We start from the raw sequence: 13,247 nt of genomic DNA, 5'->3' as shown, positions 1-13,247 counted from the left end.
TGGTCGCGTCATCAGACCGGAATCTGGCGAGCGCGAGATCGGCTCGGCCATGGTGCAACTCAACTGTCCGTTTCGTCGGTGCCAGAGGCGCCTGCTATTCGATCGAAGATCCCTGCCATGCTCACAACTCCCAATCGATGTCCTTGAGTGCCTCGTGGTCGAGTCCGACATAAGGCAGATTGAAGCGCCAGCGTTGCTCATCCTCGTCAACTAGCTCCACGAGCTGACGCTCCTCTTTCAGCACCTCAATACCTGCCTCGCGTGCCATCGCCAACCAGAGCGCAAAGGTTTCTAGGTCGTGAGCAGGTGGAAGCAAAGACGCAAGCTCCCCGAGGCTCACAGGGCGCCCCTGCTCCGCCAGCACAGCTAGGGTGTCCTGAATCAGCGCTTCACGATCCAGCCCGTCGAAGGCATCCCAGAAGTCATCATCAATCTGCTCCAACCCCGCTGGCTTCAAACTCAGATCCAGCTCGCCCGTATCATCGTCATCCAGGGTCTTGAAGCGGAGACGCTCGATTGCCGGGATACCGGTAATGGCTACGCCAACCGGTGGTAAACATGCAGGCTTACGGCGTTCTGACTGGCGTTGCCAGTCGACGCTGAGCGCTAGATTGAAGAAGTCGTTGAGTAACTGTCCGACGCGATGATGCTCGGCGGCCAGCCCCGTCTTCATGAAGCCACGAACATCGCGCTCGCTTCGGGCGCGCGCTTGGAGCACAGCCTGCGACTCCCAAACCAGGCGTAACGCCAGCCAACGTAGCTCACGTTGCTGGGGAGGATTCAGTGCCTTTGGAACCGCTGGATGACGAAGGATGGTGCGCAAGCGCTCACGCATGGCCTCCAGCTCAGCGGACTGCCTCAGTTACTGCTGGAAGCTTTCGAAGACACGCCCCTCCGGTGTGTTGAGTAGAGCATCTTGCCCATCCAACAACCGATCGACGATTTCTCCACGGTGAGACTGCTCGCTGATGATCGAGTGTCGAAGGGCGCGATCCGCCTCGCGCCAAGAATCTTCAACTCGTCGAAAGTCCGCGCGTAGGCTGGTGGCCAGGTTATATACCTCGCGTATGCCCTCTATCGCCTGCGCTTCATCAAGCACGATGACGTTGCCAGCCTCTACCTGCGCTAGCTCGTGCTCCAAATCCTGGATTCGGCGGCGCAGGCTGGCAATACGGCCAGTTGGGCTGGGGTTCAGACCCGTTTCCAGGTTTTCGATCTCACGCTGAACCACCGAAAGGCGAGATGCCGTCGAAGTCATGATCCGACTATCCAGCGAATCGACGAACTGGATGGCTGACTCCAGCGCGTCGGTTGCATAGATACGGCCCTCTCGCTCTACGACGAGGCGCCGCTTGATCCATTCACGAAGTTCACGACCTGCTTGGAGATGCGTTGCATCTGGGTCGATTTCGTAAAGCTCCTGGCTGGCATAAGCAGCCAGCATTTCGGACAGCGCTTGCAGCGCATCCTCCATGGGGATCCCATCATGCGCCCGCTCGAATAGCGTGCGCAGGCAGCCCAATACGAGCGGAGCACGCCGCGAGGCGAGCAAAAGCCACGCTGGGTGCTGGCTGCGGGCGGATACATAGCGTTCTGAGCGCTGCTGCGCGCTTTCTTCCATGACGGCCACATTGACTAGGGTTTTCTGAGCACGAGCTTACCAAGCGAACCCGCTGCCTCATGATACGTATTTGTCCTGGAGCGTGGCCCCATTTAATAGCCGGCAGGGGCTGCGTCATTCCGAATAGAGTGAGTGAAAGGCCAGCCCAGTCGAGGTTTCGCGATTTATTCCTTGGGCGCACGCTGGATATCGGCGATTTGGCGGAGGGATCTGTCTTAACCTAGGTGTATTTGGCTAGTTCGGCGAAGAGGTTCCAGTGAGCGGATGTGGTGGTTCAGTGGTTTTTGCGGGACTGCCACTGGCATCCTGCGGCAATCCAGCGCAGCCATGGTGGCTATAGAGCACAGTCTCGATGTCCTGTCTGTGGAATAGCTGGATGTGGCATGGAAATATTTGTTTTCCCTGCGGTATTCCGTCGTTTCCTACTCCAAAAGAGCGGCGTCGGTTTAAAACTCAAGTGAGCTTTCACTGGCTTGGTTGCTGTGCCGTAGGCTGGGGCGTTGTCAATCCGGGGAACAGGTAGGGCCTGTTGTTCTGGCCGGTACACGTCCTGGTGCTACGGCTACGTGAAGAGCTATCACGCAATCTGAGGGCATTCACCTGAAAGACACTGCTGGCTCAGCCAGTGCCAAGCAGCTCAGACCTTGACGAGGCGCGTATCCAGGCCGAAGCGCTCTTGGCTGATCATTCGATACCTGCCCTCGGCCAGCTCGCGACTGACAAGCAAGTTCCAAGAGTGACGAGTGACGGCGGATGGGATCAGTACGAAAGGATGCTCGGCCAGCAGGGCGTCTGCAAACTTCTGCTGGTTAGGTGAAGCGGATGCACTCGTCAGCCAGACAGGATTGGGAACATCTTCAGGCTGTACGACCTTGATAAGGCTTTGATCGAGCACTTCGAAGCATGTGAGCACATGCGCAACCGTATCCAACGCATCGAAGCCGACATGCACCGCCACCTCCAGGATGGCGGTTGAGGGATCTGCCGATGCGTATACAACGTTTCGCCCCGGAGCGTTCCAGCGGCCACCCAGCTTGTGGGCACCAATGCCACTGTCCCAGGTGTCCTTGTAGAGCTCACGGTCGATGCGCCATGCGTACCATGAGCCAGACCAGGGAAGTGGGTTCACTGATAGACCCCGTACTCGATGCGCTCCAGATAGTCCTCGACTGCCTGAAAACCCACTGGGTTGTCGATAACGTCCAGCGGCACGTCACCGTCCAGATACTTGCAAGGGCGCCCTAGCCATTCTTCGGCCAGCTTTTGAGTGCCGAATACATTGATCGCGTGCTCCAGCACCTTCGCGTACTGAAATGCCACGGCGCTTTGTTGGGAGTTGAGGTGTGCTGGTTGCTTGTTGCCCTGGCGCTGAATCGTTCTGATGGACTTGCCTACAATGCGACTCATGATCTTCTTCGTCGAATACAGATCAGAAATCGCAAGCATGTCTTGCACGTCTTTCAGGTCGAAGCCTTTGACCGTAAGCCTGTAGACCATGACCGGACTGAGCTGGTCAGAGTCACTTTGGAAAAGGTATTCCGTTGGCCTACGGGCGGCGGGTGCTGCCTTGCGAGTGCGAGTGTCGGCGGAAACCATAGAGCATTCCTCCAGATGCGACATATGGCACTATTGTAGCGTCATTTGGCACATCATGCAGCGGGTAAGTGCCTGGCATCTGGTATCGCTCTGTTCGTGGTCTGAATCGATTGTGCGCATTCCTGACGCACCCATTCCGGGTGCTCGCGCAGTTGAGCTGCTTGGGCGAGTTTTCGCCCGCCGGCAGCAGTGGCTCGATCGGCGCGTTCGTTACCACTCTCTGAGCCTATCCTCTTTGCTATGCTGCCGGCCTGCGCCGCAGGACTTAGTTGGCAGCGGCCTGCCGCCGCCTCCCCTTGCGGACACCTCATCCAACCGGCTTCTGGAGTCGCGATGAAACATCATGTGGTGATCGAGGACTGGGAAGGCGATGGCGCTATTCGCCTGCCCGACGACGTTCTGCAGGAAATGGGAGTCGATGTTGGAAGCACGCTCTACCTGCTTGAGGAATATGTAGGCACCACCCGTTGCCTGGTGCTCAGTAAGACTCCGCGCATTCCCGATCGCGTTGATGAACTGGTTGGCCATTGGGAGTCGTTTGGCAAAATCTCTGCCGAGATAGACGCCAAGGAAGAGTGAGCTAACTGCCGCACTAATCCCGAGGCATTTTGCACGGCCTTGACACCTTCGAGGGTAAAGTCTTTCCACCAGAAAAGCATCGCTAACTTAAGGCCTGCGCACTCCTGAGTTGTCTATATGGAACAGCAGCAGCCGATGGCAACAGAACAAGCGGCAGGTGCTACTGATCGTGCTAATACCCACTGCGACCTATGACCATGCTGGGCTAAGTCGCTGCACGTAGGCCGCCAGCCGCTTGTCGAAACTCAGGTTCTGGCGGCAGGACGAGCTAGGTGTCAAAATCGCTGGGGCCAATTTCGTTTTTTGTGCCCTAGATAACCACCCCTAGATACCGCTAAGAGCTATAAACTGCAGGCAGCGAGATAAGGCCAAAGCCTTGCGGGACGGTACTTAATGGCATTTTTGAGCGCTTGCCGCCAACCAAAATTCCTGTACCGTATTGGCCTCCGAAGGAGGGGTCGTGGGTTCGAATCCCGCCGGATGCGCCATATGAAAAAGGGCCCCAGGCTTACGCTTGGGGCCCTTTTGTTTTTCGGGTGCGTCGAGTTCGACTCGACCACACCGTGGCCGGTCAGAAGTAGTAACCGATGTTCAGGTTGGTCCGGTAGTACCAGTCGTTGCTTCCGGAGGAAGTGGTGGAGGTCCAGCCGGTTCCGTTCTCTGCGCCGCCGAAGGGGTTGGCGTTCTTCGCCCAGGTCAGATCCAGCCAGCCGATGATCGGCAGGGCGAGGAACTGGATGCCCGCGGTGTACATCTGCGAATCGGCCCAGCCGCTCTCGTCCTTGAAGAAGCGGCTGTAGTCGTTGTACAGCTTGATCTGCTTCAGCATGCCCAGGCCCGGGGTCGCGATGTCGTAGGCGATGTTGAGCGAGGCGACGGTGCCCTTGGCGGCGATCATGAAGGCGGGTGTCAGGCCGTTGCCCCCCATCAGGACCTGGTTGTCGGCTATGCCGTCGGGGTTCTTCGGATCGAATGCGTAGCGGATGCCCTGGGTGGCCAGGGTCCAGGGCCCGCTGTTGACCACCGCATGCAGGCCGGCGGCCCAGTAGTCCCCATCGTCGCGGGTGGTCGCGTTGTACAGCCTGGCCCCGGCCAGCGAGCCGCCGATCTCGGTCTTCCAGCCTTCGCCGGCGAAGGTGCGGGCCAGGCGAAGGTTCACCTGGTCGCGCTTTTCGTTGTCCTGGCCGCCGTGCACCGCCGGCACCGCGTTTTCATCGAGATCCTTGTAACGCCCCACTTCCGGCGAATAACGCATGCTCGACGGCAACATGCGCGGGAAGTAGCCGGCCTGCAGATCCCAGTCGGCGTCCTTGTAGTTGTACTTGATACCCGCGCCGGCACTTACGCCGTAGCCCAGGAAGAATGGAATGTGATAACTCCAGCCAAACTGCGGATAAGGCTCCAGGCCGAAGGGTTTGAACGGTGCGCCAAGTTGTATGTTGGATTGCTCGCTCAGGTCGTAGCCGACAAACGCGCGGTCGATGGAGCGCTTGCCGTCGTCCTGGAACCAGTAGTTCGCTTCGGCGAAGAAGTCCTGATGCCTGGCCCGCAGGTCGACGCGAAAGGTGTCGAACAGGAAGCGTCCGCTGTTCTCGCTGTCCCAGTCTTCGTCGCGGTAGTTCGTCCGCAACGCACCGCCGATGTCCAGCGAACTGGTGCCGTCATCGCTGCGCAGGGAAATGTGCGGGAAGGGCTTGCGCGGCGCCGCCGGCGGCGTGGCGGCCTGGGCCGATTGCGGTGCGGATACCGAAGCCGGAGCCGGCGTGCCGGATGCCTGGGCGAATGCCAGGACAGGCATGTTGGCCAGCGTGATTGCAAGCAAGGTTCTTTTCATGTCAAACGATCTCCAGTGTTTGGTTAGTGGCAGTTTTTTTCAGCCAATAGAAACCCGCCCTCCCATCAGGGAAGTTTTCGAAAGTTGGGTATTTTTTTCAGCGAGAATTAAACACTGCCCGCTGGAGCGGCCTGTTTGAGCGGTCTTGTTGTACTGACAAAACGGGTAACTCTGTGCGCAGATCGACCCTTACCAGTTCCATACAGGCCAAAGATGCTTTCCGTTCGGCAGGGTCAGAAGGCCACCAGAGTCACCGCCATTCCGATTCTGGAAACGCACCGGCACATCCACAAACGATTTATGGATTCCCCATGGATTACTCTGCTTCATGCATCGTTATGGTGACGCAACCATTGAAGATCATGCACGACATGGGTGCAGGCAATTAAGCGCGCGTTGTTCAAGTGCGATGCAATTACCGAAGAACCAATAAGGCCCGACGTGGGACCCGTTTCTTTGACGGCGGCTCCGGCATCGCCTGCGACGGACCGGCCTGGCGACCGTTCTGCCGCACGGTCGCCAGAGCGCCAGATACTTGCGCGGTTTCCAGCAATCCGGGCGAAGTGCTGAATCGGCTGGCTACCGCTTGAGCGCGTCGACGGCCGCGGCAAAGAAATCGGTGTCCTTGACCGTCGCCATGCCCTGCGGCTTGGGCAGCGCGCCCCAGACCACGATCACCACCTTCTCGCGCGGGTTCATGTAGACGTGCTGTCCGAAGATGCCACGGGCTTCGAAGGCCCCCTCGTTCGGCGTGCCTTTCGAGTCGGGAATGGGCCACAGCATATAGCCGTAGTCGACCTGCTCGCCCTTGATGGTCTTCGGCGAGCCGGCCACCTCGACCCAGCCCTCGGGCAGGATTCGCTCGCCGCCGACGACGCCATCGCTGAGCAGGAACAGGCCGAAGCGGCCGTAGTCACGCAGCGTCGCGGAAAGACCGCTGCCGCCCACCTCCAGGCCGTCGGGCGACTCGAGCCACCAGGTGGCGTCCGACTCCATGCCGACCTTGCTCCAGATCCGCTCCGACAGGTACTGGCTGACCGGCTTGCCGACCGCGGCGCGAACCAGGGCGCCGGCGACGTGGGTTTCGCCCGTGCTGTAGTTCCAGCGCGTTCCGGGCTCCGTCGCGCGCGGCAGCTTGGCCATCAGCTGCAGCACGCCGCCGGGCGTCTGGGCGTTCTGCACTTCGAGCATGCGGCGGCGATCCGATTTCGGATCGGTATAGGTTTCGTTCCACCCCACGCCCGAGGCCATCTGCAGCAGGTTGCGCACGCTCACGCCGTCGTAGGCGCTGCCCTTGAGCTCGGGCAGGTACTGGACGATGGGATCGTCGATGTCCTTGATGTGTCCGTCCTGGATGGCGGCGCCGATCAGGGTGGCGGTGATCGACTTCACCACCGACATGGACATCCAGCGCGTGTTCTCGGTGTTGCCGAGCTGATAGCTCTCATGGGCGATCCTGCCGTCCTTGATCACCAGCAGCCCGCTGACGCGGTTCAGCGACACGTAGTCGTACAGGTCGTAGGTCTTGCCATTGGACTCGAAGCGGAAGTTCTCAAGCGGCTTCGGCGCGGCGGGCAGCGGCAGCACCTCGCTGCCGTGCTTGACCACCGCGGTGGCGAACAGCCGGTCGATGTTACGGAAGGTGTTCACTTGGACGTCAGGCATGAGTGCACCGTCATAGACCTGCTGGACGGTACCGATGGGCTCGTCGGCGTGCGGGTTCACCACCTCGGCAGCCAGGCTCAGGGAGGCTGAAAGGGTCATTGCAGTGGCCAGGATGAGGCGGTTGAAAGGAATGGCATTGGGAAAGACAGGCATTAAGCGACTCCATACACAGCTTGTTTTTATTTGAATGGGGGACACTTCCGGGCAGGGCCTGGAGTGAGTGCCCCCTGCATGTGAGCTGCCTTTCCAGAAACGGTTCGTTCGAAGCTGCGTTCCGCCTCGCTTGCAGACGATGGTGGGTTAGGAACCATGCCGGATGCGCCAGATACGACAAAGGGCCCCAGGCTTACGCCTGGGGCCCTTCGGTTTTCCCGCTCGCCACGGCCTCTGCGAGGCCATGGCGGTGGGCATCAGCCCTCGCCCAACTCGCGCATGACGGCGTAGAGCGCGGACTTGGCTTCGAAGCCGACGCCGGGCACGTCCGGCAGGCCGACGTAGCCGTTCTCCACGCGGATGCCGTCGGCGAAGCCGCCGAAGGGCTGGAACACGTCCGGGTAGGACTCGTTGCCGCCCAGGTGCAGGCCGGCAGCGATGTTCAGCGACATCTGGTGGCCACCGTGCGGGACCACGCGGCGCGACGACCAGCCCATCTCCTCCATGACCTTCAGGGTGCGCATGTACTCGACCAGGCCGTAGGACAGCGCGCAGTCGAACTGCAGGTAGTCGCGGTCGGGGCGCATGCCGCCATGGCGCAGCAGGTTGCGTGCGTCCTGGTGCGAGAACAGGTTCTCGCCGGTGGCCATGGGCAGCTCGTAGTGGTTCGCCAGCTCGGCCTGCAGGGCGTAGTCGAGCGGGTCGCCGGCCTCTTCGTACCAGAACAGGTTGTACGGCTTCAGCGCCTCGGCATAGGCGATGGCGGTCTGCTGGTCGAAACGGCCGTTGGCGTCCACCGCCAGGTGGCTGCCATCGCCGACGACTTCCAGCACGGCCTCGATGCGGCGGATGTCCTCGCCCAGCGGGGCGGCGCCGATCTTCATCTTGACCACGCTGTAGCCGCGCTCCAGGTAGCCGCGCATCTCTTCCTGCAGCTTGGAGTGGTCCTTGCCGGGGTAGTAGTAGCCGCCGGCAGCGTAGACCCAGACCTTGTCGTCGGCCTGGCCGTTGCGATAGCGGTCGGCCAGCAGGCGATACAGCGGCTTGCCTTCGATCTTGGCGACGGCGTCCCACACGGCCATGTCGATGGTGCCGACCGCTACGGAGCGCTCGCCGTGGCCGCCCGGCTTCTCGTTGGTCATCAGGGTCTTCCAGATGGCGAACGGGTCGAGGTTATTGTGCTCCTTGTCGATCAGCGACTCCGGGTCGGCTTCGCTGATGCGGGCCAGGAAGCGGTCGCGCATCAGGGCGCCCTGCCCGTAGCGGCCGTTGGAGTTGAAGCCGTAGCCGATCACCGGCTTGCCGTCGCGGACCTGGTCGGTGATCACGGCCACGACCGAGCAGGTCATCTTGGAGAAGTCGATGTAGGCGTTGGCGATGGGCGAGGCGATGGAAACGGTCTTTTCCCGGATTTCGACGATGCGCATGGCAGGGCTCCTCTGTTGTCGAGGCGCTCACGGTAATCATGGTCGCCGGGCGCGCCCAATGCTATTAATGCGCAGCCCCATGCTGAAACGGCATTGCCCTGATGGAACTCGTCTGGCTTGAAGATTTCGCGGCGCTCGCCGAGTACGGCAGCTTCGTCCGGGCGGCCGACGCCCGCCACATCACCCAGCCGGCGTTCAGCCGGCGAATCCGCGCCCTGGAGACCTGGATGGGCGTGGAGCTGTTCGTCCGCACGCCTCAGGGCGCCACGCTGACGGAAGCGGGAAGGCACATCCTGCCCAGCGCCCAGGAGGCCGCCAGCCGGCTCTATCGGATCAGGAGCGAAGCCCGCGAGATCGCCGGCAAAGCCGCCCGGACGCTGCAGTTCGCCGCCACCCACTCGCTGTCCTTCACCTTCTTTCCCAAGTGGATCAGGGACATGGAACAAGGCACGCCGATCGAGGCCGTGCGCCTGCACTCCGACAGCATGGCGCTCTGCGAGCAGATGCTGACCCAGGGCCAGGTACAGTTCCTGCTCAGCCATCACCACCCGGACGTTCCGCCGCGGCTGGCATCGGACATGTTCGTCAGCAAGAAGATCGGCGACGACATCCTCATCCCGCTGGCGAGCACCTCGGCCGGATTCGACGCCGCTCCGGAATCGCTTCCCTACCTGGCCTATACCGAGGAATCCGGGCTCGGCCGCATCGTCGCCCACCGCCTGCAGGGCAAGGCGGGCTTCCTGCATCTCAAGCCGCTGTTCAGCAGCCACCTGGCCGCCGTACTGATGTCCATGGCGCTGGAAAACAAGGGCGTCGCCTGGCTGCCCCGCGGCCTCACCGAGCAGGAAGTGGTCGAAGGCAGGCTCGTTCGGGCGCTGGAAGAGGGCTGGGATATTCCGCTGGAGATCCACCTGACGCGCCCGGCCGCGCCGCTCAGCCCGTTCGCCGAGGCGTTCTGGGAGAAGGTGGGATAGAAGGATGGATGCGAAGCCGATCCACTCGAACCAGGCTTCACATTGAACTTAACGAACCGTTAATCCTCCGAATGGACGCGAACCACCAGCCGTCCCCGCACCTGCCCCTCCAACAGCTTTTCTGCGTAAGTTAGCGCCTGTCCGAGGGGTATCTCGGTAGCGACTGCCTCGAGCTTTTCGATGTCCAAATCACGTTCCAGGCGCTCCCAAGCCTGTTGCCGCAAGGATAGCGGGGCCATTACGCTATCGATTCCATAAAGCGTGACACCCCGCAAAATGAACGGTGCCACCGTAGCGGGAAGATCCATACCTCCCGCCAATCCGCAAGCAGCGACAGCCCCTCCGTAACGGGTAGCGGCGCAGGCGTTAGCCAGGGTATGACTGCCAACCGTGTCGATTACTCCAGCCCAGCGCTCCTTGCCGAGGGGTTTGCCTGGCTGGGACAGCTCATTGCGGTCGATGATCGTCCTGGCGCCCAGTGAGTGGAGATAGGCCGACTCGGTAACCCGGCCAGTTGATGCAACCACGGCATAACCTAGTTTGGTGAGCAAAGCAGTGGCGATGCTACCGACCCCGCCGTTGGCGCCGGTCACTAGGATTTCGCCGTCGGCAGGCTTGATGCCATGCTTTTCGATAGCCATGACACATAGCATGGCGGTGTACCCGGCAGTGCCTATAGCCATAGCCTGGCGGGCAGTGAGGCTTGCCGGCAGACGAATTAACCAGTCGCCCTTGACTCGAGCCGTCTCAGCCAGACCACCCCAATGAGTCTCGCCTACGCCCCATCCGTTGAGCACTACCTGATCACCTGGCTGCCAGGCAGGATGGCGGCTGTCTACCACCGTTCCTGAGAAATCAATGCCAGGTACCATCGGGAAGCGGCGAACCACCGGTGAGCGGCCAGTAATGGCCAAGGCGTCTTTGTAATTGAGCGTTGAGAACGCCACCTTCACGGTGACCTCTCCATCAGGCAACCGGGATTCGTCAATGGTCTCAACAGTTGCTTGGTAGCCGGCCTCATCTTTATCGATCAGAATGCCCTGAAACATATTGAGTGCTCCTCTTATAGCTAACAAATTCTGGCCTGGATAAATGATCGAATCGTGGCCGCAAAAGGATTGAGAGTCCGAACCGATTGCCCGAAGAACATCCGACCGGAGCCACGAACTTCATAAACTAGACGTAGCAAGGCCCTTCGATCAGCGGGTGGGCCCTGATAAACTCTTCGTCGATTTCGATACCAAGCCCCGGACCTGATGGCGGCTGTACGCAGCCATTCGAATCTAGCTCGTAGGGTTTACCACCCACTTCATCACGGAAAGGATTGTGATTAGCGACATCCGCTTCGAAGTAGCCAGGGTTATCTATTGCAGCGAGCACATGGAGAGTTACTGCCATGTTGATCCCCGTCGCCGAAGTATGCGGATTCAAGGAAATCTTCCAGGCCGAGGTTTGCGCGGCGATACGAAGAGTCTCGGTAATGCCGCCGGCCTTGGAAATATCAGGCTGTGCGAAATGAACCGCGCCGTCTTCGATAAGGCGAGTGAATTCGAACCGAGTGTAGTGATTCTCGCCAGCCGCGAGCGGGACGCTACCAAGAGCAGCGGCACTGGCATAGGAGCGGTGATCATGTGGTGGGAATGGCTCCTCCAGCCAGCCGATCGCAAACTCCTCGTAGGCCGGCATTACCCGGCGCACGTCATCGGTGGTGTATGACGTGTTTGCATCCACCAGGATGTCGATGTCTTCGCCGACGGCACTGCGTACGGCTCGCACACGCGCAATGTCTCGCTTGGGTGTATCGCCGACCCGTAACTTGATCGCCCGGTAACCCTGCTCGACGTAACCCTGCGCTTCTTCAGCCAGTGCCGTGGGGTCCTGCCAACCAAGCGATATACCCCCGGCATAGGCGGGCACATGGTTCCGACCACCGCCCAGCAATCGATAAATCGGCCATCTGCAGGCTTTGCCGCGAATATCCCAGAGGGCGATGTCGATGCCACTCAAGGCCATAGCGGCCGCGGCCCCCATACCATGACTCGCCAATTGCATCCGATATACCCGGTCCCACACCGCAACCACGTCCAACGGGTCCATCCCGGTTATGAGTTCACGGATCGTGGTATCGATCAACCTGGCAATTGCCCCGGGGCATCGACCGTGGTGGGCCTCTCCCCAGCCAACGATACCTTCGTCGGTTTCAACCTTCACCAAAACCGCATCGCGCTTGATAGTACGCCCGATTCCAAGCGTAACTTGGCGACCTTCCGGCACTCGGTATGAAACAGGCATGGCCTGAACACTTGTGATGCGCATAAAATCCTCACTTAGATAATTGTTCTGAACGCAAGGCAATCTGGGTTAACTAGATTATCCGGAAGCTTACCGCTTAGGATGCGGATCATTTCTTCAGCCGCCCCAATGCTCATCTTGCGCAATGAAGTCGAAGTAATGGCCGCAACGTGAGGTGTAAGCACTAAGCGTGGACAGCGAAGTAAATCGTCCTCACGCGGGAGCGGTTCAGTGTCGAACACATCCATCACCGCACCGCCAATCGCATTGCCGCGCAACGCTTCAACAAGCGCTTCTATTTCAACCACCGGACCCCGTGAAATATTGATCAGCACGGCGTGAGATTTCATTAGGGACAGCCGTTTCGCATTAACGAGCCCACGTGTTTCGTCGGTAAGCGGACAGGCCAGGACGATCGCGTCGCTACGCGTAAAGACTTCATCAAGCGCGACTTCCTCAACGCCCTTCGGCATCCTTCCCGGCTGCCTGGATGCACCCACGACAGTCATACCGAAACCAAGGCGGCCGATTTCCGCCAGTTTGCGACCAACATTACCGACGCCGACGACACCCAACGTCGTTCCGCTGATTTCGGTAGTACCCGGCGCTATCTCCCGGGCATCATTCCAGCTCTCGTATTTCAAGATATGGTTCATCAAGGCCAGGGGCCTGCGTACTTGCAGCAATGCGGCAAAGCAATACTCTGCAACGGCCTGAGCGTTGACGCCGGGAAGATTGGCGACGGGGATGCCCCGCGCCGTTGCTCCGCCCACGGGAATGAAATCAAGCCCCACACCGTGACGGACGATTCCCTTGAGCAAGGGCGCATAATCCAAAATATCCTCTGGTAGTTGCGCCCTAACCACAATTCCATGGGCGTTACCGACCAGCGCACGCAACGTATTAGGCTGCGTGTCTGGAGCGGTGACTAACTTGGCATGAGGCGCCAATAGTGCTTCTGCTTCCTCATGAATGGCGTTCGTCAGTAATACGATTGGTCTGCCCGACATTCGCTGGTGCCCTTTACTGAGAGGTATCGCGAGCCTGCAAGTGGTTCCGGATCTGCGTAAACCGTGTGGAATTACCCGAGCTTTAAACCCTCACCA

10 protein-coding genes and 1 pseudogene are annotated in these 13,247 nt (G+C 60.0%); 2 read left to right on the top strand and 9 right to left on the bottom strand.

The genetic code is table 11. The annotated features are described in order from the left end of the window. Positions 1-121: 121 nt before the first annotated feature. From H610_RS23455 to H610_RS0107260, 3 genes and pseudogenes are all read right to left on the bottom strand, one after another. Positions 122-1,621: pseudogene (locus H610_RS23455) on the bottom strand (DUF3375 domain-containing protein). 637 nt (positions 1,622-2,258) lie between these two features. Then, positions 2,259-2,750 (bottom strand): RES family NAD+ phosphorylase, encoded by a 492-nt coding sequence (locus tag H610_RS0107265; protein WP_028239058.1) that lies wholly within the window; start codon positions 2,748-2,750, stop codon positions 2,259-2,261. Further along, a complete protein-coding gene (locus H610_RS0107260; RefSeq protein WP_028239057.1) occupies positions 2,747-3,217 on the bottom strand; it encodes an antitoxin Xre/MbcA/ParS toxin-binding domain-containing protein in 471 nt (156 codons plus the stop codon). The genes H610_RS0107265 and H610_RS0107260 overlap by 4 nt, the downstream gene beginning before the upstream one ends. Positions 3,218-3,550: 333 nt before the next feature. Between H610_RS0107260 and H610_RS24780 the strand changes: the two genes are divergently transcribed. Then, the gene (locus H610_RS24780; protein WP_084166395.1) at positions 3,551-3,796 is read left to right on the top strand and encodes a hypothetical protein; all 246 of its coding nucleotides are present in this window, start codon (positions 3,551-3,553) and stop codon (positions 3,794-3,796) included. A gap of 571 nt (positions 3,797-4,367) precedes the next feature. On the opposite strand, the gene H610_RS0107250 is transcribed toward H610_RS24780, so the two are convergent. The 3 genes from H610_RS0107250 to H610_RS0107240 form a co-directional block, all read right to left on the bottom strand. After that, complete coding sequence (locus H610_RS0107250; protein WP_028239056.1) at positions 4,368-5,630, bottom strand: hypothetical protein; 1,263 nt, start codon at positions 5,628-5,630, stop codon at positions 4,368-4,370. Positions 5,631-6,209: 579 nt separating this feature from the next. Further along, positions 6,210-7,448, bottom strand: a complete 1,239-nt coding sequence (locus H610_RS0107245) for a serine hydrolase domain-containing protein (protein WP_028239055.1) — start codon at positions 7,446-7,448, stop codon at positions 6,210-6,212. Between the two features lie 257 nt (positions 7,449-7,705). After that, positions 7,706-8,875: a mandelate racemase/muconate lactonizing enzyme family protein gene (locus tag H610_RS0107240; protein ID WP_028239054.1), complete on the bottom strand. Its 1,170-nt coding sequence runs from the start codon at positions 8,873-8,875 to the stop codon at positions 7,706-7,708. A 101-nt stretch (positions 8,876-8,976) separates the two neighbouring features. Here H610_RS0107240 and H610_RS0107235 point away from each other — a divergent pair, with 101 nt between their 5' ends. After that, on the top strand, positions 8,977-9,849 hold the full coding sequence (locus H610_RS0107235; RefSeq protein ID WP_028239053.1) for a LysR family transcriptional regulator: 873 nt from the start codon (positions 8,977-8,979) through the stop codon (positions 9,847-9,849). 59 nt (positions 9,850-9,908) lie between these two features. On the opposite strand, the gene acuI is transcribed toward H610_RS0107235, so the two are convergent. The 3 genes from acuI to H610_RS24775 form a co-directional block, all read right to left on the bottom strand. Next, complete coding sequence (acuI, locus tag H610_RS0107230; RefSeq protein WP_028239052.1) at positions 9,909-10,898, bottom strand: acrylyl-CoA reductase (NADPH); 990 nt, start codon at positions 10,896-10,898, stop codon at positions 9,909-9,911. 127 nt (positions 10,899-11,025) lie between these two features. Next, positions 11,026-12,165 carry a mandelate racemase/muconate lactonizing enzyme family protein gene (locus H610_RS0107225; protein ID WP_028239051.1) on the bottom strand — a complete coding sequence of 380 codons (1,140 nt, stop codon included), beginning with the start codon at positions 12,163-12,165 and terminating at the stop codon, positions 11,026-11,028. A gap of 11 nt (positions 12,166-12,176) precedes the next feature. After that, a complete protein-coding gene (locus H610_RS24775; RefSeq protein ID WP_084166394.1) occupies positions 12,177-13,151 on the bottom strand; it encodes an NAD(P)-dependent oxidoreductase in 975 nt (324 codons plus the stop codon). Positions 13,152-13,247 lie beyond the last annotated feature (96 nt).

It is taken from the genome of Stutzerimonas azotifigens DSM 17556, from assembly GCF_000425625.1.
In the GTDB taxonomy this organism is placed as follows: domain Bacteria; phylum Pseudomonadota; class Gammaproteobacteria; order Pseudomonadales; family Pseudomonadaceae; genus Stutzerimonas; species Stutzerimonas azotifigens.
The sequence above is the reverse complement of the archived record's forward strand: the minus strand, read 5'-3'. Positions and strand labels throughout refer to the sequence as shown.